The following is a 17,156-nucleotide window of genomic DNA, read 5'->3' as shown; positions in this document are numbered from 1 at the left end:
GTGCCACGCTTGCTCCTGACGGATCACCCAGGAGGCAAATCGTGTCCAGGTATGACAGATGGAACGCGATTCTCGAATTGCTCGCCCAGGAGGGCCGTCTCTCCGTAGAGGAAGCCGCCCAGGCGCTCGAGGTCTCCACCGCCACCATCCGCCGCGACTTCGACCAGCTCGCGCAGCAGCAGATGCTCATGCGCACGCGGGGCGGGGCCGTAGCCCAGAGCGTCAGCTACGACCTGCCGCTGCGCTACAAGACCGCCCGGCACGCCGACGAGAAGCACCGCATAGCCGCGGCCGCCGCCGAACTCGTCAACCCCGGCGCCGTCATCGGCCTCAACGGCGGCACCACCACCTCGGAACTGGCCCGCACGCTGGCCACCCGTTCGACGCTGGAGTCGGGCTTCACCATCGTCACCAACGCGCTGAACATCGCCTCGGAACTGACCGTCCGCCAGCACGTCAAGATCGTGGTGACCGGCGGAGTGGCCCGCCAGCAGTCCTACGAACTCATCGGCCCGCTGGCCGGAGGCGTCCTCGACCAGGTCACCCTCGACGCGGCGTTCCTCGGCGTGGACGCGCTCGACGCCGAACTCGGCGCCTCTGCCCACCACGAGGGCGAGGCCAGCGTCAACCACCTGCTCGCCAGCCGCGCCGCCCAGGTGGTGGTGGTCGCCGACTCATCCAAGATCGGCAAACGCGCCTTCGCCCGCATCTGCCCCCTGTCCGAGATCGACACCCTCGTCACCGACGAACAACTCTCCGACGCGCTCTTCGACCAACTCTCCGAAGCGGGCGTCAAAGTCATCCGCGCCTGAGTCTGGGCGCACGCCCCTCCCTCTCTTCAAGCGCCTATCCGTTACGGCAAGCCGCCCCACCGCCACCCGCCGTCGTGCGCGCGCCCCGATCGTGGTGATCGCTTCTCACGTCGGACGTGGTCCCCACCGCAACGGCCCACGTCGTCCCCCTGAGACCCGAATTCTTGGCCCCCGAAACCGGCCCACCCTTGCCCGGCGACGTCTGTGGCGTGCACCCCAGCCGGGTTCTCACCGGCTTGTGACCAGCTCCTCCTCCGAGACGATGACCTCGGGGAACTCGGGCAGGCCTTGCGAGCGCACGCACTCCGTGAACGCCTTCACCCCGTCGTGAGCGGGCGGGGCGACGGCGGGGGGCCGGGGCGCGGCCACGGTGGTGGCGATCACGGCCGCGGTCACGGCCACGACTTTCAGGGTGGATCCCAGCATGGTGTCCTCCGGTTCGGTTGCGCTGGCACCAGGCAACCGGAGCGGCGGTTGCGGGGCGGGAACCTCCGCGGTTACCCGGCTGTAACCGGATGCGGGGCATTCTGGGGCATCATGCGGGTGCTGATGGTCGAGGACCACGAGGAACTGGCCCTGACGGTCGCCGCCGGGCTGCGGCGCGAGGGCATGGCCGTGGACGTGGTCTTCGACGGCCACGCGGCGCTGGAACGCGCGGCGGCCAACGCCTATGACGTGGTGGTCCTGGATCGCGACCTGCCCGGCGTACACGGCGACGAGGTTTGCAGGACGCTCGCGGACGGCGGCTCGCCCGCGCGGGTGCTCATGCTCACCGCGGCGGGAACGATCTCCGACCGCGTCACCGGCCTGGGCATCGGCGCCGACGACTACCTGCCGAAGCCGTTCGCCTTCGCCGAGCTGGTCGCCCGGGTACGCGCGCTTGCCAGGCGGGCGTGGCCCGCGTTGCCGCCAGTGCTGGTTCGCGGTGGGCTCAGGCTGGATCCGTCCACGCGGGTCGCCACTCGCGACGGACGCCGGCTGACGCTGAGCCCGAAGGAGTTCGCGGTGCTGGAGCTGCTGCTGGCCGCGCAGGGCGCGGTCGTCTCGGCGGAGCAGTTGCTGGAGCGCGGCTGGGACGAGTTCGCCGACCCGTTCACGCAGACGGTGAAGGTGACGATCAGCCGCCTGCGCCGCAAACTCGGCGACCCTCCGCTGATCGAAACCATCCCCCAGGCCGGATACCGCATATGAGGACCGTGCGATTCCGCCTGACCGCGCTCTACAGCGGCCTGTTCGTCCTGGCCGGGGCGCTTCTGGTCGGGCTCACCTATCTCCTGGTCGAGCACTCTCCCTTCCCCAGCCCACCGGCCGCCCCCGTCCTGCCGGTCGGCGGGGTCTCGGCGGCCGTGACCGTCCGGGAACCGGCGCTGGGCGTCCTCCGGGAACCGGTCATGTCCAAGCGCCTGCTGGTCAACTCGCTGATCGCGCTGGGCGCCATGGCCGTGGCCTCCCTCTGGCTGGGGTGGCTGGTCGCCGGGCGGGCGTTGCGGCCGCTGGGGGTGATGACCGCGACGGTACGCCGCATCACCGCCGACCGGCTGGACCGCCGCCTGTCGGCGACCGGACCAGACGACGAGCTCAGGGAGCTGGCCGACACCTTCGACGAGCTTCTCGACCGGCTCGACGCGGCTTTCACCGCGCAGCGCCGCTTCGTGGCCAACGCCTCGCACGAGCTGCGCACGCCGCTGACCCTTCAGCGCGCGATGGCCGAGGTGGCGCTGGCCGATCCGGACGCCGACGTGGTGGCGCTGCGGGCCGTACTGGAAAGGCTGCTGGCCGCGGGACGGCACCAGGAGCGGCTCATCGAGGCGCTCCTGACACTGGCCCGCGGCCAGCAGGGCCTTGGGCGGCGGGAGCCGCTCGACCTGGCCGCCGTCGCGGAGCCGTTCCTGGGCCATCCGGGCGTCCGCGCGACCCTGGCTCCCGCGCCGGTCTCCGGTGACCGCGCCCTCCTGGAACGCCTGGTCGCGAACCTGGTCGGCAACGCCGTGACGTACACCGGGCCGGGTGGCCGGATCACGGTGGAGACCGGCGCGAACGGCGCCGCTGCCACCCTCCGCGTCACGAACTCCGGCGCGGTGATCCCGTCCGAGCAGGTTCCGATGCTGGTGCAGCCGTTCCGGCGGCTGGAGCCGGGGCGGCGGGCCTCGGGCGACGGCCTCGGTCTCGGCCTGTCGATCGTGGCCGCCATCGTCGAGGCCCACCAGGGCACGCTCGACCTCAGCGCGCCGCCCGAGGGCGGCCTGAGCGTGCGCGTCACCCTGCCACTTCGTCCTTGAGGCGTTCGTGCGCCTCGTCCCAACCGGCGGGGGCGGCGGCCGTCCAGAACTCGAACGTCGATGCCGCCATGCCGCTCTTGTACGCCTGGACGATGCCGCGATGTGGTTGCGCCCCGGCGAACGCGCCGAGCGCCGCGCGGTCCGTCCACGCCGACAACGTCCAGAAGGTCTTCCTGAACGGCGCCGCCTTCAACGTGGCCCCCACCGCCCCCGCGCTACGCCGGGCCTGCAACAGCATCCGCATCGCCTGGAGCAGGAACCCGGGCACCTGGGCCAGGCTCTTCAGCTCGAACCGGGAGGCCATCACCTGCACGTCGCCCGTGTGACCGGCAGCGGGTCCCGGCACCCAAGGAGTCATCATGATTAGATAGTAGCACTATCCAATAAACTGTCAACGGCCGATCAGGCGCTCCACGAGCACGTCGACCAGCTCGTGCGCCTCCTGCTCGGAGAAGAGTTCGGGCAGCGTCAGCCGTTCCATGATCAGCCAGTTGAGCGCGAGCATCAGCGTCACCACCGTCATGGAGTCGCCCGGCAGGCCGGAGGCCACGTGATTGGCGATGTTCTGATCCACGTCGGCGCGGATGCGCTTGGTGACGACCTCGCGCAGTTCGGGGCGGCGCGTGGACTCCAGGCGCAGTTCGAGCAGCGCCAGGAAGCCGGTGTTGAAGGCCATGACCCGGTCGACCAGCTCGTGCATGAGCCGGGCGAAGTGCGCGCGATCCTGGCCCCCCACGTCGGCCAGGGCCATGGTCTCGTCGTCGGGCAGCAGCCGCTCGTAGATGCGCCCGCCGGCCTGGGTCAGCAGGTCGTCGCGGCTGCTGAAGTAGTTGGACGCGGTGCCCGTCGGCACCTCGGCCGCCGCGTCGACCGCGCGGAACGTCAGCCCGCGCGCCCCCTCCTTGGCCAGCACCTCGATGGCGGCGTCGACCAACGCCTGCCGCCGCTCCGGATTCTTCCGCACTTGACACCACTCCATCTGTAGTACTACGTTGAAACCACTTCAAACAGAGTACTACACACGGAGTTAAAGATGCGAAAGCTTGTCTACTACGTCGGCGTCTCCATCGACGGCTACATCGCCGGCCCCGCCAACCAGTGGGACTTCTACCCGCTCTCCGACCAGATGTCGGCCTGGATCAACGCCCGCTACCCCGAGACCCTGCCCACGCACGTACGCGCCCACGTCGGCCTCGAAGGCACACCCAACCAGCGCTTCGACACCCTCGTGATGGGCCGCGGCACCTACGACCCCGCCCTGGAGATCAATGTCACCAGCCCGTACGCCCACCTGCGCCAGTACGTCGTCTCCACCACCCTGGGAAAGATCGACGACCCCACCGTCGAGCTGGTCACCGAGGACCCCATCGGGCTGGTCAGGCGCCTCAAGGCCGAGGACACCGGAATGGACGTCTGGCTGGCCGGCGGCGGCAAGATCGCGGCCAGCGTGCTCCCGGAGATCGACGAGCTGATCATCAAGAGCTACCCGGTCGTGGCCGGCGACGGCGTGGCCGCCTTCTCCGGCGGCTTCGACCCGACGCTGTTCACGCCCACCCATCGCGAGAGCTTCGACAACGGGGCCCAGGTCACCTGGTTCACCCGTGGCTAGCCGTACACGGAAAAGGACCCGCACCCCGAGGGGGCGGGTCCTTCGTGTCGCGGACGTCAGCGCTGCACCGGCGCGACCACGACCTCCACGCGCTGGAACTCCTTGATGTCGGAGTAGCCGGTGGAGGCCATCGTGCGCTTCAGCGCGCCCATGAGGTTCATCGAGCCGTCGGCCACGCTGGAGGGACCGTGGAGGATCTGCTCCAACGTGCCCACCGTGCCGAACTCCACCCGCCGCCCGCGCGGCAGGTCGGGGTGGTGGGCCTCCGAGCCCCAGTGGAACCCGTGGCCCGGCGCCTCGGCCGCCCTGGCCAGCGGCGAACCCACCATGACCGCGTCGGCGCCGCAGGCGATCGCCTTGGCGATGTCACCGGAGGTGCCCATGCCGCCGTCGGCGATCACGTGCACGTACCGGCCGCCGGACTCGTCCATGTAGTCGCGGCGGGCGGCGGCCACGTCGGAGATGGCCGTGGCCATCGGCACCGCCACGCCCAGCACGTTGCGGGTGGTGTGGGAGGCGCCGCCGCCGAAGCCGACCAGCACGCCGGCCGCGCCGGTCCGCATGAGGTGCAGCGCCGCCGTGTGGGTGGCGCAGCCGCCGACGATCACCGGGACGTCGAGCTCGTAGATGAACTGCTTGAGGTTGAGCGGCTCGGCCTTGCCCGAGACGTGCTCGGCCGAGACGGTGGTGCCGCGGATGACGAAGATGTCGACGCCCGCGTCGATGACCGTCTTGTGGTACTGCACGGTGCGCTGCGGCGACAGGCGCACGGCGGCGGTGACGCCCGAGGCGCGGATCTCCTCGATACGCCGGCCGATCAGCTCTTCCTTGATCGGCGCCGCGTAGATCTCCTGGAGCCGCTTGGTGGCCGCGGCCGAGTCGAGCGCGGCGCACTCCTCCAGCAGCGGCGACGGGTCCTCGTAACGAGTCCAGAGCCCTTCGAGGTCGAGCGGCGCCAGGCCGCCGAGGCGGCCGATCTCGATCGCGGTCGCCGGCGAGACGACACTGTCCATGGGCGCGACCACGACAGGCAGCTCGAACCGGTAAGCGTCGATCTGCCAGGCGATCGAGACCTCTTCCGGGTCACGGGTACGCCGCGAGGGCACGAGGCCGATCTCGTCGAGCGCGTACGCCCGGCGGCCCGTCTTGCCCCGGCCGATCTCCACCTGAGTCATGTTTTACCTTCTGTGGTAGTTGGGAGCCTCAACGGTCATCTGGATGTCGTGCGGGTGGCTCTCCTTGAGGCCCGCCGCGGTGATCGGCATGAGCTCGCAGTCGGAGTGCATCTGCGCGATCGTGCGGCATCCTGAGTACCACATACCCTGGCGCAAACCGCCCACCAGCTGGTGGGCCACCGCCGAGACCGGGCCGCGGTAGGGCACCTGGCCCTCGATGCCCTCGGGGATGTACTTGTCCTCGCCGCCCACGTCCGCCTGCGCGTAGCGGTCCTTGCTGAAGGACATGCCGCCGCGCTCGCGGTTGCGGACCGCGCCGAGGGAACCCATGCCGCGGTAGGACTTGAACTGCTTGCCATTGATGAAGATCAGCTCGCCCGGGGACTCCTCGCACCCGGCCAGGAGCGAACCCAGCATGACCGCGTCGGCACCCGCCGCGATGGCCTTGCTGATGTCGCCCGAGTACTGCAGGCCGCCGTCGCCGATCACCGGAACCCCCGCGGGACCACAGGCAAGCGAGGCCTGATGGATCGCGGTGACCTGCGGCGCGCCCACCCCGGCCACGACGCGGGTGGTGCAGATCGAGCCGGGGCCCACGCCCACCTTGACCGCGTCGGCGCCCGCGTCGACGAGCATCTGCGCGCCCGCCCTGGTGGCGATGTTGCCGCCGATCACGTCGACCTTGCTGTTGGCCTTGACCGTGGCGATCATGTCGGCCAGCCCCTTGGAGTGGCCGTGGGCCACGTCCACCACGACGACGTCGACTCCGGCCTCGATCAGCGCCTTGACCCGCAGCTCTGCGTCGGGGCCCACGCCCACGGCCGCGCCCACGACCAGGCGGCCGCCCGCGTCCTTGGTAGCCAGCGGGTACTGCTCGCTCTTGGTGAAGTCCTTGACCGTGATGAGCCCGCGCAACCGGCCGTCGCCGTCGATCAGCGGCAGCTTCTCGATCTTGTTGTTGCGCAGGAGCGAGAAGGCGTCGTCACGCGACACGCCCACCGGCGCGGTCACCAGCGGCATCGGCGTCATGACCTCGCGCACCGGGCGGCTCTGGTCGGTCTCGAAGCGCATGTCACGGTTGGTGACGATGCCGACGAGGATGCCGTCGCGGTCGGTCACGGGCACGCCCGAGATCCGGTACGTCGCGCACAGCCTCTCGACGTCGGCCAGTGTGTCGTCCGGAGTACAGGTGACCGGATTCGTCACCATCCCGGCCTCCGACCGCTTGACCAGGTCGACCTGCTGGGCCTGCTCCTCGATCGACAGGTTGCGGTGCAGGATGCCGATGCCGCCCTGCCGGGCCATGGCCACCGCCATGCGCGCTTCTGTCACCGTGTCCATGGCCGCGGAGACCAGCGGGATGGCGAGCGTGATGTTGCGCGACAGCTGTGTGACGGTCTCCGCTTCCCCCGGTTGGAGATCCGAATATCCCGGCACGAGCAGCACGTCATCGAAGGTCAACCCCGTTTGGGTGAATTTGGACATGCTGCGGCCCCCTCCTGCCTATGCGCTGATGCGACAAGTTTAGGGCCTGCCTGCAAACGGAACCGCGCGGGTCCGCAAGATGGGGGTGAGAATGCGCCGGGGGGACGATGACCCCCACGGACCGCCGTCTCCCCGGCGCCCCCGGAGAGGCACAAAAGTGCCGGAGGAACCGGCCGGTCGGTGATCCGCCCGGTTCCTCCGGCCACCGGCATCTGGTCGGACGCGCTCTACGCCACCGAACCCCCCTCCGCGTCCTGATGGCCGCGTCGCCCGACCCTTGATGCCGACGCTGGGTTAAGCCTGCGTTACTCATGGGCACACCGCAATGTGAAAACGTGCAATTGCACGAAGTTGCACCCCCGCCGAAGGAGTCAGAGCAACACCCGGACAGAGGTCCGGTGCCGGGTTATCCTCGCCGCACGCCCGTGTCCCCCCTACGGAGCCCCCCACATGCGTAACGAGCCCACCACCGTTTCCGATCCACTCGAGACGCTGGGCCTCGACCCGGCACAGACCGCGCTGTACACCGCGGTCCTACGCCTGCACCGCGCCACGCTGGCCGAGCTCGCCGAGGCCATGGACGGCCCCGCCGACAGGGTCGGCAGGCAGCTTGAGGACCTCGTCCGGCTGGGCGTGGTGGACGAGCGGTCCGGCGAGTACCTCGCCCGGCACCCGGCCGCCGCCCTCGGCCGGCTGATCGCCGAACGACTGGACCGGCTGGCCGAGGAGAGCCGGCGCATCGACTCCGCCCTGGGCTCGATCCGCGGCCTCATCCACGACTACGACGCCGGCCGCCACTACCAGAGCGGCCCCTTCCCGGTCGAACTGGTCAGCGGGGCCGACGTGCTCTACGAGAGCGTGGTCGGCATGGCCGTACAGGCTCCTCCGCTGGAGTTGCTGATCGCCATCCCCGACGAACGCACCATGACCGACTTCGTCCACAAGTTCGCCGACCCCTGGATCGACGCCCAGCGACGCCGCCTGCTCAGCATGCGCGCGGTGATCCCGGTGACCACCCTGGCCCTGCCAGGCGTCCGCGACCAGCTCACGCGCCTGCTGGAGTCCGGCGGAAGGGTCCGCACGCTCGACCGGGTGCCCAGCTGGTTCATGACCGCGGGCCCCGAAGCCGCCGGCCTGCCCGCGCTGTGGGGCGGCGGCCTGCCCGACCACGCCTACAACTTCTACCTCGTCCGCGCGCCCATCGTGGTCGGCGTCCTGCGCTCGCTCTTCGAGGAACTGTGGAGCCGCTCCGTACCCCTGCCGTGGGGGCGGCGGGGCGACGGCATGGTCCAGGTGCTGCGGCTGGCCGCGCAGGGCATGTGCGACGACTCGATCGCCCGCCACCTCGGCGTCTCGGTCCGCACCGTCCGCGCCCGCTTCGCCGACGCGATGGCCGAACTGGGGGCACAGTCCCGCTTCCACGCCGGCGTCGAAGCCTCCCGCCGCGGCTGGCTCGGCTAACCCCACCTTTCCGGTACGGCCCCGCCCCTCACCCCCCGGTATCACCCGCGCCACCGTCCCGGACCCCGGCCGGCACACCTCAGCGCACCCACGCGGCGAAGCAGCGGCCCCGGGGCCGCGCGGTGCGCTCCCAGGCACCGTCCGGCAAGCGGCCGAGCACAGCCCCACCCGAGCGCAGCCCCACTCCGGCCGACCAACCCGAGGCGGCCACCTCGAAGTGCCGTCCGACAAGCAGCCCGAGCACAGCCCGATCCGAGCAGCCGACCCGAGCCGGCCGACCCAAGGCGGCGGGCCCCGAACCCGGAGGGGCGAACCAGCGGACCTGAGCGTGGTCGGGAAGGTGGACCCGGGGCCTGGCCAGGGTTTTGGCAGGGAGTTTGCCGGTATTTCGGGAGCTGTGGTCCCGGGGTGAATGCGGCACAAGGGGTCGGTGCGGTGCTTATTAGTGCCCAGGCTGCGTTAGGTCACTATGGTGGAAAGGTGCTGGAAGACGTCCCCCGCGACCCGTTCGCGGACGATCCGAACGATCCTTCCTCGGCCATGGGCGAATTCGACGACCCGGAGCCGCTGACGGCGGCCGAGCGCGACGAGGCCATCACCGACCTCGCCGACGTGGAAGTCTTTCGCTCGCTGCTGGAGCCTCAGGGCGTCCTCGGACTGGTCCTCGACTGTCCGGAATGCGGCGAACAGCACTTCTTCGACTGGGAACTGCTCCGCGGCAACCTCCGCCAGATGATCGACAAGGGCCGCCCGCAGGTACACGAGCCCGCCTTCCACCCCGACCCCGCCGACTACGTGACCTGGGAGTACGCGAGGGGCTACGTCGACGGCGTCATGGACACCGAAGAGCGCCGCTGATCGTCGAGGTCGTGCCGCAACGCCGCCAGCAGCCGTAGCGCCGGATCCGTCGCGTCAGGCTGATACCCGAGCGCCAGAGCATCCAGAAACGCGTCCGTCTGCTCCTCAGCCGTCAACCCTTGAAGCTCCCACTCCCCGCCCACCGCCCTGCCAGGCTGCCGTTCCCGTGCCGCCGACTCCACGGAATCCGCCAGAGCACGAGACACCCGCTCCCCGACCGCCGGCGCCCCGGATGCCCCCTCGTCGGCCACCGCCCCACAGGGCTCGGCCCCCGGCAAGACGGACTCCTCCGGCCCAGAAGACCTGCCGGCCGCAGCGGAATCCTCAGCCGCCGAACCCCCACGTACCGACCAGCCCTCGGGCACAGGACCATCCGAGAGCTTGGGTGAAGGTCCGTCAGCCGTCACACGGGCCGAGCCGCCGGATGACGGATCGGCCGGGACGTGGGGCGACGGGCCGGTTGAGCTCGGGGGCGTCCGGTCGCCGTACGCGACCGCGCCCTCCACGTGTTCCTCCGGCGTCAAGCCGACTCCAGCTCGGCCATCTGCCGCAACCTGGCCAGCGCCCGATGCTGGGCGACGCGGACCGCTCCTGGTGACATGCCGAGTACATTACCGGTCTCTTCGGCCGACAGTCCTGACACCACCCGCAGCAGCAGGAGTTCGCGCTGGTTGGCGGGCAGCCGGGCCAGCAGCCTGCGCGCGTGCTCGACCTCGATGTAGCGGACCACGGTCTCTTCCGGCCCCGGGCCCTCGTCGGGCCCGTCAGGAAGATCCTGCGTGGGTACGGCGGAGCGCACCGAACTCCGCAACGCGTCGGCCACCTTGTGCGAGGCGATGCCGAAGACGAAGGAGGCGAAGGGCCGGCCCATGTCCCGGTAGCGCGGCAGTGCGGACAGCACCGCGATGCAGACCTCCTGGGCCACGTCATCTGCAATGTGATATTGCCCGGAAACCCGGCCCAGCCGGGCGCGGCAATAGCGCACCACCATCGGCCGCAACTCGCCGAGCAGGGATTCGATCGCAGAACGATCGCCCGCAACGGCGAGGCTCGTCAGTTCTCTTAGGTCGGAGTCATCCGTCCGTGCCGGAAGTCTCGACGCGAGCCTTACCCCAATTTTGGCGTCGGCGACGCTTCCCTCGCTCACGTTAGGCATGATGCCCGCCCTGGTCCGGCCTGTCGTCATGGCGAACGGCTACGGATTGGTCACATTGAAGAGACGATAACTACCCGTAATCGGACGACCACACTAAGCCTTTCTATGGAGTCGGAATATTTCACCAGATTCCCCGAAATGCGCGAAAATTGTCACGGGCGCGAGACGCTTTACTCCATAGGTTGGTTTACCGCAATAACCCAACTTTCCACATCTGGACATCCACCGGTCGCCGCCCCTACGCATGAGATCGCCCACCGGACCTCATGCGCTACATACGCCTCATGCCCATAAAAACTCGCACAAAGGCATAAACCACCCAGGCGGGCACGATGCGCGCGTAACGGCGCCCGGCCCCGCATCACCGGAGGAGCGTCACCCTGGACGGAGCCCGGCCCTGTGCGGCGGGTGGGGGTAGGACGGCTGGGCCGTAACGGAAGGGCCGCAGAACGCACCCCAGCCCCGCCAGGGGCGTCCCCAGCACAGACGCCCACCCCCGAGAACCCGCCCCTCAGCCCGAACGATCGCCCCCGCCGCCGACGCACCCTCGAAACGGACCCGCAAGAAGACGGACCCAAGCCCTGAAAGACCGCACGCACAGAAGACGACACGCACAGAGGACCGCACGGACGCGAAACGGCACGCACGAAGACAACCCGCACACGGGAAACGGCACCCACGGACGCGAAACGGCCCGCACCGGCGAGCGGTGCGGGCCGTGGCGACCTCAGCGGGCCTTGGCGGCCTCGGGAGGTGACGATCCAGGAGAAACGATCAGTGGCCGTGGCCGTGACCGTGCCCGCCGGCGGCGGCGGGGGCCTCCTCCTCGGGCTTCTCGACCACCAGGGCCTCCGTCGTGAGCAGCATGCCGGCGATGGACGCCGCATTCTGCACCGCCGAGCGGGTGACCTTGACGGGGTCGATGACGCCCTGGTCGATCAGGTTGCCGTACTCGCCGGTCGCGGCGTTGAGGCCGTGGCCGGCGGCCAGCTCCGCCACCTTGTGGGTGACGACGTAGCCCTCGAGGCCGGCGTTCTCGGCGATCCAGCGGGTCGGCTCGACCAGCGCGCGGCGGACGACGCCCACGCCAGTGGCCTCGTCGCCGGTGAGGCCGAGGTCGTCCAGCTCCTTGCCGACGTGGATCAGCGCGGTGCCGCCGCCGGAGACGATGCCCTCCTCGATCGCGGCGCGCGTCGCGGAGATCGCGTCCTCGAGACGGTGCTTCTTCTCCTTGAGCTCGACCTCGGTGGCGGCGCCGACACGCAGCACGCACACACCGCCGGCCAGCTTGGCCAGGCGCTCCTGCAGCTTCTCGCGGTCCCAGTCTGAGTCGGACTGCTCGATGGCGAGCTTGATCTCCTTGACCCGGTCCTCGATCGCCTGCGCGTCGCCGGCGCCGTCCACGATGGTGGTGGCGTCCTTGGTGACGACGATGCGGCGGGCCGTGCCGAGCACCTCGAGACCGACGTGCTCCAGCTTGAGCCCGACCTCCTCGGCGACGACCTGGCCGCCGGTGAGGATGGCCATGTCCTGGAGCATCGCCTTGCGACGGTCACCGAAGCCCGGGGCCTTGACGGCCACGGAGGTGAACGTGCCGCGGATCTTGTTGGTGACCAGGACGGCCAGGGCCTCGCCCTCGACGTCCTCGGCGACCACGAACAGCGGCTTCTTGGTCTGCGCGACCTGCTCCAGCAGCGGCAGGAAGTCCGCGATGGAGGCGATCTTGCTCTGGGTGAGCAGCACGTAGGCGTCCTCCAGGACGGCCTCCATGCGCTCGGGGTCGGTCACCATGTACTGCGACAGGTAGCCCTTGTCGAACTGCATGCCCTCGGTGAACTCGAGCTCCATGCCCATGGCGTTGGACTCTTCGACCGTGAGGACGCCGTCCTTGCCCACCTTGTCGAACGCCTCGGCGATGAGATCGCCGATCTTGGCGTCCTGGGCGGAGATCGTCGCGACGTTGGCGATCTCCTTCTTGTCGCCGACCTCGCGGGCGCTGGCGATCAGCTTGTCGCTGATGGCCTTGGCGGCCTTGTCGATCCCGCGCTTCAGCGACAGCGGCGAGGCGCCGGCGGCGACGTTGCGCAGACCTTCGCGGACCATGGCCTGGGCCAGGACGGTCGCGGTGGTGGTGCCGTCACCCGCGATGTCGTTGGTCTTGGTGGCCACTTCCTTGGCGAGCTGGGCGCCGAGGTTCTCGTAGCGGTCTTCCAGCTCGACCTCGCGAGCGATGGTCACGCCGTCGTTCGTGATCGTCGGAGCACCGAACTTCTTGTCGATGACGACGTTACGGCCACGCGGGCCGAGGGTTACCTTCACGGCGTCCGCGAGGGCGTTGACGCCGCGCTCAAGAGCGCGCCGCGCGTCCTCGTCGAACTCCAGGATCTTCGCCATTTGGTTGAAAGTCCTCTCCTAGCGTCGAAAGCCCCGGTCGCCTCTGCTGAGAGCTGCGTCCGGGGCCCGACACATACCGGCTTACTTCTCGATGATCGCGAGAACGTCGCGGGCGGAGAGCACGAGGTACTCCTCGCCGCCGTACTTGACCTCAGTGCCGCCGTACTTGCTGTAGAGGACGATGTCGCCCTCGGAGACGTCAAGCGGAATCCGCTTGTCGCCGTCCTCGTCCCAGTTGCCCGGGCCCACCGCGAGGACCTTGCCCTCTTGCGGCTTCTCCTTGGCGGTGTCTGGGATGACCAGGCCGGAAGCGGTGGTCTGCTCGGCCTCAAGCGGCTGGACCACAATGCGGTCGCCGAGCGGCTTAACGGGAACCTTAGTGGCGGTCGTCACGATCGGACCTCCCCTTCAGATTTGAATGATCTAGAAGAGGCGACCAGCGGGGCCTGCCGTCGCGGGTGGTAGACCTGCCTCGTCGCACGTTGGCACTCTCAAGGGGAGAGTGCCAACACGAAACATATGCAAGAGGGGCTTGACAGTCAACACGAACCGGCTCAGCGCGCGTAAGAGCCTTCCCGCAGCTCGGAGACGATACCCGGCCTGCTGGGGGCCCATCCGAGCGCCGCACGGGTTCGCGCAGAGCTGACACGCTGGCTGAGCGCGAGCGCTTCGGCGAACGGCAGGCCCACGACCCCCGCCGCCTCCGCCACCGGCCATGACAGCACGTCCACGCCCTCGCCGACCCCCACCGACCACGCCGCGGCGGAGGCCACCCGCGCCAGCGGCACGTGCTCCTCGGCGATCCCGTGGTAGACCGCGCCGGGCCGCCCCTTCTCCACCGCCGTCGCGATCAGCTCGGCCAGGTCGTCCACGTGCACGAACGACGATCCTTCCCCGCCCTCGCCCACGTGCACCCCGCTCCCGCGCTCGGCCGCCCAGCCGCGCAACATCGCCGGGATCCCGCCGCCGCGCCCGTGCACCAGCCCCGGCCGTACCACCACGCCGCCCGCGCCGAGCACCAGATCCTCCACCTTCGGCCGGTACCCCACGATCGGGATCGGGTCGGCCGCGCTCTCCTCGTGCCCGTCCTCGGTCGCGCCGAGGACCCACACGCCGCTCACGTACACCACCGGCCTGCCCGCGCCGAGCAGCGCCCCGATCACCTGAAGGTCGGTCCCCTCGTCGCCGGTGAGCTGCGCCGCGTGCACGACCGCGTCGACGTCCGGCGTCACGGCCGCGGTGATCGACGCCGCGTCGGACAGGTCCCCATACCTCTCCTCCGGTACGGCGGGCAGCCGCCTGCCCCCGTCGGCGGCCGGCCGTACCAGGGCCACGACCTCGTGACCGCGCCCGGCGAGCTCCTCGACGAGCGCGCCCCCGACGTACCCCGTCGCGCCCAGCACCAGAACCTTCATCGCTCTTCCACCCCAAACACTTCGACATCGAAACTTTCGACGTGGTGGACAGTAGCCCGGACCCTCGAACATTTCAACCTCGAAATTTTTGATAGTGTGCGCACCATGCGAGACGCAGTGGACGCGATCACGAAGCAGTGGGCCGCCACCCGCCCCGACGTGGACGTGAGCCCGATGGGCGTGGTGGGCCGCCTGTCCCGTGCCTCGCGCCTGCTGGAGCGGGGCATCAAGGAGTTCTTCGCCGAGCACGGGCTGGAGCCGTGGGAGTTCGACATGCTCGCCACATTGCTGCGCGGCAACCCGGAGCACACCATGTGCATGAAGGACCTGGCCGCCTCCGCCCTGGTCAGCCCCGGCGCCCTGACCAACCGCATGGACCGTCTGGTGGAGCGCGGCCTGGTACGGCGCTGGCCGCTGGAGAGCAACCGCCGCATGGTCCTGGTGGCGCTGACCGAGGAGGGCGAACGCCTGGCCGGCGACCTCCTGGCCCTCCACGTCGCCAACGAGGCGAGGCTCCTGTCCGCCCTCACCCCCGCCGACCAGAAGACCCTGGCCGAAACCCTCCGCAAACTCCTGGTCTCCCTGGGCGACACGGAGCTGTGATTTCCTACCACCACGAACGCTACAGTGAGTGACGTGACCGCCACGCGAGACGTTCTGGCCAACTGGCCGTACCCACCTGACGGAGGCTGGACGGCCGACGACCTCGATCTCCTGCCTGAGGACGGGCCCAACGGCGAACTGGACCTCTTCAAGCGTGTCGAACTCATTGACGGAACCCTCATCCTCAGGTCCCTCCAGCGTCGCTTCCACGGATGCGTCATCTCGAACCTGCACTCCGTCCTCAAGGCACAGGCTCCCGAGTCCTTGGCCGTGGCCACACATATGGACGTCAAGATCGCCAAGCACCAGCGCCCCTGTCCCGATCTCGTGGTGATCGACGCGTCCGACGACTACAACGCCACCTCCTACCCCAAGGAGGCGGTCCATCTGGTCGTCGAGGTGGTCTCCCCCGAGTCCGAGCATCGGGACCGGAAGGTCAAGCCCCGGATCTACGCCGACGCCGGCATCAAACACTTCTGGCTGGTCGAAGAAGAGGAAGGCAAACCCGTCATCCACAGCTACGTGCTTGACGAGGTCACGCACTTCTACCGCGCCGACGCCACCCACCACGGCAAGCTTGCCGCCAAGTCCCCGTTCCCCGTCGAGGTCGACTTCGCCGACCTGCTGGACTGACCGCGTGCACTAACGTCGGATGACGTGGACCTCGACGCCTTTCTCGACCTGCTGACCCCCCGTGGCCGCAAAGCTCTGGACGAGGCGGTCGAGCTGAGCGGGAGCGATCCGGTCAAGGCGGCCACGCGGCTCAGGAAGACCTACGACAGCGCGCTCACCTCGGCCGCCCTCACCCAGGCCGGGCTCAGGGCGCGGGCGGTGGCGAAGTTCGGGGACGACGCCCGGCTCATGTACTTCACGCCGCACGGGCTGGAGCAGTCCACCCGGGCCGAGGTAGCGGCGCATCGGGCGCGGCGGCTGACTTCGATGACCCACGGGCCCGCGCGGGTGGTGGACGCCTGCTGCGGGATCGGCGGGGACGCGCTGGAGCTCGCGCGGGCCGGACATCACGTGGACGCCGTCGAGCTCGATCCGCTCACCGCCGCCGTCGCGCGGGCCAACGCGGAGGCGCTGGGGGTCGCGGAGCGGGTACGCGTGCGGGTGGGGGACGCGGCGGAGGTGGCCCCGGAGGAGTACGACGCGTTGTTCGCCGATCCGGCCCGCCGTACCGCCAGGGGGAGGACGTTCGACCCGCAGGCCTACTCGCCGCCCTGGCCGGTGGTCATGGATCTGGCGGGGCGGGCCCGGGGGTCGTGTCTGAAGGTGGCGCCGGGGATTCCGTACGAGTACATACCGGAGGCGGCCGAGGCCGAGTGGGTTTCGTACAAGGGGGAGGTCAAGGAGGCGGCGCTCTGGACTCCCGGGCAGGCGGGACGCAGGGCGACGCTGCTGCCGGGCGGGCAGACGCTCACGCCCACGGGCGTGCATGCCGCGGTGGGTGAACTCGGGCGGTACGTCTACGAGCCGGACGGGGCGGCGATCCGGGCCCATCTGGTGGGCGAGGTGGCCGAGATGGTGGGCGGGCGGCTGGCGGATCCGATGATCGCCTATATCACCGGGGACGAGCCGGTGGACACGCCCTGGGCGGCCAGGTACGAGGTGGACGAGGCGCTGCCGTTCTCGCTGAAGCGGCTGCGGGCGGCACTCCGGGCCCGCGAAATAGGAAATGTCACCATCAAGAAGCGCGGCTCCGCCGTGGACATCGAACGATTGCGGCGAGACCTGAGACTTTCCGGTGACAAGTCCGGAGTAATCATCCTCACGCGGATTATGAACCAACCTTTTGTTCTCATCTGCCTGGGGCTCCCACCTGCATAAATGACAAAACAGGATCTTTTCCAGTCACCCCGACGGACCTTGATCCAAAGGCTAAGGTGGACGCGCGGGAGTTCTCCCC

At 69.6% G+C, this 17,156-nt stretch carries 19 protein-coding genes; 9 read left to right on the top strand and 10 right to left on the bottom strand.

Going from position 1 to position 17,156, the window contains the following annotated elements:
- Nucleotides 1-41 precede the first annotated feature (41 nt).
- Nucleotides 42-812: a DeoR/GlpR family DNA-binding transcription regulator gene (locus ACFWYW_RS26950; RefSeq protein WP_379614415.1), complete on the top strand. Its 771-nt coding sequence runs from the start codon at nucleotides 42-44 to the stop codon at nucleotides 810-812.
- Nucleotides 813-1,040: 228 nt separating this feature from the next.
- Here the strand turns inward: ACFWYW_RS26950 and ACFWYW_RS26945 are convergent, their stop codons facing one another.
- A complete protein-coding gene (locus tag ACFWYW_RS26945) occupies nucleotides 1,041-1,238 on the bottom strand; it encodes a hypothetical protein (protein WP_379614417.1) in 198 nt (65 codons plus the stop codon).
- Nucleotides 1,239-1,349: 111 nt separating this feature from the next.
- On the opposite strand from ACFWYW_RS26945, the gene ACFWYW_RS26940 reads away from it, so the two are divergent.
- Both ACFWYW_RS26940 and ACFWYW_RS26935 read left to right on the top strand, forming a co-directional pair.
- The gene (locus ACFWYW_RS26940) at nucleotides 1,350-2,003 is read left to right on the top strand and encodes a response regulator transcription factor (protein WP_379614419.1); all 654 of its coding nucleotides are present in this window, start codon (nucleotides 1,350-1,352) and stop codon (nucleotides 2,001-2,003) included.
- Nucleotides 2,000-3,091 carry a sensor histidine kinase gene (locus ACFWYW_RS26935; protein WP_379614421.1) on the top strand — a complete coding sequence of 364 codons (1,092 nt, stop codon included), beginning with the start codon at nucleotides 2,000-2,002 and terminating at the stop codon, nucleotides 3,089-3,091. Before ACFWYW_RS26940 ends, ACFWYW_RS26935 begins: the two co-directional genes overlap by 4 nt.
- Here the strand turns inward: ACFWYW_RS26935 and ACFWYW_RS26930 are convergent.
- Together ACFWYW_RS26930 and ACFWYW_RS26925 are read right to left on the bottom strand one after the other, a co-directional pair.
- Nucleotides 3,069-3,452 carry a hypothetical protein gene (locus ACFWYW_RS26930; RefSeq protein ID WP_379614423.1) on the bottom strand — a complete coding sequence of 128 codons (384 nt, stop codon included), beginning with the start codon at nucleotides 3,450-3,452 and terminating at the stop codon, nucleotides 3,069-3,071. The genes ACFWYW_RS26935 and ACFWYW_RS26930 overlap by 23 nt on opposite strands.
- Before the next feature lie 30 nt (nucleotides 3,453-3,482).
- Entirely contained in the window at nucleotides 3,483-4,055 is a 573-nt protein-coding gene (locus tag ACFWYW_RS26925; RefSeq protein ID WP_379614425.1) for a TetR/AcrR family transcriptional regulator, read from the bottom strand.
- Between the two features lie 69 nt (nucleotides 4,056-4,124).
- Here ACFWYW_RS26925 and ACFWYW_RS26920 point away from each other — a divergent pair, with 69 nt between their 5' ends.
- Nucleotides 4,125-4,700: a dihydrofolate reductase family protein gene (locus ACFWYW_RS26920; RefSeq protein WP_379614427.1), complete on the top strand. Its 576-nt coding sequence runs from the start codon at nucleotides 4,125-4,127 to the stop codon at nucleotides 4,698-4,700.
- Between the two features lie 56 nt (nucleotides 4,701-4,756).
- On the opposite strand, the gene ACFWYW_RS26915 is transcribed toward ACFWYW_RS26920, so the two are convergent.
- Both ACFWYW_RS26915 and guaB read right to left on the bottom strand, forming a co-directional pair.
- The gene (locus ACFWYW_RS26915; protein WP_379614429.1) at nucleotides 4,757-5,875 is read right to left on the bottom strand and encodes a GuaB3 family IMP dehydrogenase-related protein; all 1,119 of its coding nucleotides are present in this window, start codon (nucleotides 5,873-5,875) and stop codon (nucleotides 4,757-4,759) included.
- Nucleotides 5,876-5,878: 3 nt separating this feature from the next.
- Nucleotides 5,879-7,360 (bottom strand): IMP dehydrogenase, encoded by a 1,482-nt coding sequence (gene guaB, locus ACFWYW_RS26910; RefSeq protein ID WP_379614431.1) that lies wholly within the window; start codon nucleotides 7,358-7,360, stop codon nucleotides 5,879-5,881.
- Nucleotides 7,361-7,810: 450 nt separating this feature from the next.
- On the opposite strand from guaB, the gene ACFWYW_RS26905 reads away from it, so the two are divergent.
- Nucleotides 7,811-8,821, top strand: a complete 1,011-nt coding sequence (locus ACFWYW_RS26905) for a helix-turn-helix domain-containing protein (protein WP_379614433.1) — start codon at nucleotides 7,811-7,813, stop codon at nucleotides 8,819-8,821.
- Between the two features lie 79 nt (nucleotides 8,822-8,900).
- Here ACFWYW_RS26905 and ACFWYW_RS26900 read toward each other — a convergent pair whose 3' ends face one another.
- On the bottom strand, nucleotides 8,901-9,065 hold the full coding sequence (locus ACFWYW_RS26900) for a hypothetical protein (protein ID WP_379614435.1): 165 nt from the start codon (nucleotides 9,063-9,065) through the stop codon (nucleotides 8,901-8,903).
- Between the two features lie 236 nt (nucleotides 9,066-9,301).
- On the opposite strand from ACFWYW_RS26900, the gene ACFWYW_RS26895 reads away from it, so the two are divergent.
- Entirely contained in the window at nucleotides 9,302-9,679 is a 378-nt protein-coding gene (locus ACFWYW_RS26895; RefSeq protein WP_379614437.1) for a DUF5319 domain-containing protein, read from the top strand.
- Nucleotides 9,680-10,199: 520 nt separating this feature from the next.
- On the opposite strand, the gene ACFWYW_RS26890 is transcribed toward ACFWYW_RS26895, so the two are convergent.
- From ACFWYW_RS26890 to ACFWYW_RS26875, 4 genes are all read right to left on the bottom strand, one after another.
- Nucleotides 10,200-10,835, bottom strand: a complete 636-nt coding sequence (locus ACFWYW_RS26890; protein ID WP_184958018.1) for a sigma-70 family RNA polymerase sigma factor — start codon at nucleotides 10,833-10,835, stop codon at nucleotides 10,200-10,202.
- Between the two features lie 774 nt (nucleotides 10,836-11,609).
- Nucleotides 11,610-13,229, bottom strand: a complete 1,620-nt coding sequence (gene groL / locus ACFWYW_RS26885; RefSeq protein ID WP_379614439.1) for a chaperonin GroEL — start codon at nucleotides 13,227-13,229, stop codon at nucleotides 11,610-11,612.
- An 81-nt stretch (nucleotides 13,230-13,310) separates the two neighbouring features.
- Nucleotides 13,311-13,625: a co-chaperone GroES gene (gene groES, locus ACFWYW_RS26880; protein WP_197093639.1), complete on the bottom strand. Its 315-nt coding sequence runs from the start codon at nucleotides 13,623-13,625 to the stop codon at nucleotides 13,311-13,313.
- A 158-nt stretch (nucleotides 13,626-13,783) separates the two neighbouring features.
- Nucleotides 13,784-14,644 (bottom strand): NAD-dependent epimerase/dehydratase family protein, encoded by an 861-nt coding sequence (locus ACFWYW_RS26875; protein WP_379614441.1) that lies wholly within the window; start codon nucleotides 14,642-14,644, stop codon nucleotides 13,784-13,786.
- Nucleotides 14,645-14,749: 105 nt separating this feature from the next.
- Here ACFWYW_RS26875 and ACFWYW_RS26870 point away from each other — a divergent pair, with 105 nt between their 5' ends.
- From ACFWYW_RS26870 to ACFWYW_RS26860, 3 genes are read left to right on the top strand one after another with little or no spacing between them, the layout of a single operon-like run.
- Nucleotides 14,750-15,247: a MarR family winged helix-turn-helix transcriptional regulator gene (locus ACFWYW_RS26870; RefSeq protein WP_379614443.1), complete on the top strand. Its 498-nt coding sequence runs from the start codon at nucleotides 14,750-14,752 to the stop codon at nucleotides 15,245-15,247.
- 33 nt (nucleotides 15,248-15,280) lie between these two features.
- Complete coding sequence (locus ACFWYW_RS26865; RefSeq protein ID WP_379614445.1) at nucleotides 15,281-15,880, top strand: Uma2 family endonuclease; 600 nt, start codon at nucleotides 15,281-15,283, stop codon at nucleotides 15,878-15,880.
- Between the two features lie 24 nt (nucleotides 15,881-15,904).
- A complete protein-coding gene (locus tag ACFWYW_RS26860; protein ID WP_379614447.1) occupies nucleotides 15,905-17,077 on the top strand; it encodes a methyltransferase domain-containing protein in 1,173 nt (390 codons plus the stop codon).
- Nucleotides 17,078-17,156: the final 79 nt, after the last annotated feature.

Source organism: Nonomuraea sp. NPDC059023 (assembly GCF_042740095.1).
In the GTDB taxonomy this organism is placed as follows: domain Bacteria; phylum Actinomycetota; class Actinomycetes; order Streptosporangiales; family Streptosporangiaceae; genus Nonomuraea.
The sequence above is the reverse complement of the archived record's forward strand: the minus strand, read 5'-3'. Positions and strand labels throughout refer to the sequence as shown.

What these genes read in the sequence shown, in the direction of transcription:
- ACFWYW_RS26890 (WP_184958018.1), bottom strand. Translation starts at nt 10,835, where the DNA reads ATGCCTAACGTGAGCGAGGGAAGCGTCGCCGACGCCAAAATTGGGGTA.
- ACFWYW_RS26920 (WP_379614427.1), top strand. Translation starts at nt 4,125, where the DNA reads ATGCGAAAGCTTGTCTACTACGTCGGCGTCTCCATCGACGGCTACATC.
- ACFWYW_RS26915 (WP_379614429.1), bottom strand. Translation starts at nt 5,875, where the DNA reads ATGACTCAGGTGGAGATCGGCCGGGGCAAGACGGGCCGCCGGGCGTAC.
- groL (WP_379614439.1), bottom strand. Translation starts at nt 13,229, where the DNA reads ATGGCGAAGATCCTGGAGTTCGACGAGGACGCGCGGCGCGCTCTTGAG.
- ACFWYW_RS26875 (WP_379614441.1), bottom strand. Translation starts at nt 14,644, where the DNA reads ATGAAGGTTCTGGTGCTGGGCGCGACGGGGTACGTCGGGGGCGCGCTC.
- ACFWYW_RS26905 (WP_379614433.1), top strand. Translation starts at nt 7,811, where the DNA reads ATGCGTAACGAGCCCACCACCGTTTCCGATCCACTCGAGACGCTGGGC.
- ACFWYW_RS26945 (WP_379614417.1), bottom strand. Translation starts at nt 1,238, where the DNA reads ATGCTGGGATCCACCCTGAAAGTCGTGGCCGTGACCGCGGCCGTGATC.
- ACFWYW_RS26870 (WP_379614443.1), top strand. Translation starts at nt 14,750, where the DNA reads ATGCGAGACGCAGTGGACGCGATCACGAAGCAGTGGGCCGCCACCCGC.
- guaB (WP_379614431.1), bottom strand. Translation starts at nt 7,360, where the DNA reads ATGTCCAAATTCACCCAAACGGGGTTGACCTTCGATGACGTGCTGCTC.
- ACFWYW_RS26935 (WP_379614421.1), top strand. Translation starts at nt 2,000, where the DNA reads ATGAGGACCGTGCGATTCCGCCTGACCGCGCTCTACAGCGGCCTGTTC.
- ACFWYW_RS26930 (WP_379614423.1), bottom strand. Translation starts at nt 3,452, where the DNA reads ATGATGACTCCTTGGGTGCCGGGACCCGCTGCCGGTCACACGGGCGAC.
- ACFWYW_RS26940 (WP_379614419.1), top strand. Translation starts at nt 1,350, where the DNA reads ATGCGGGTGCTGATGGTCGAGGACCACGAGGAACTGGCCCTGACGGTC.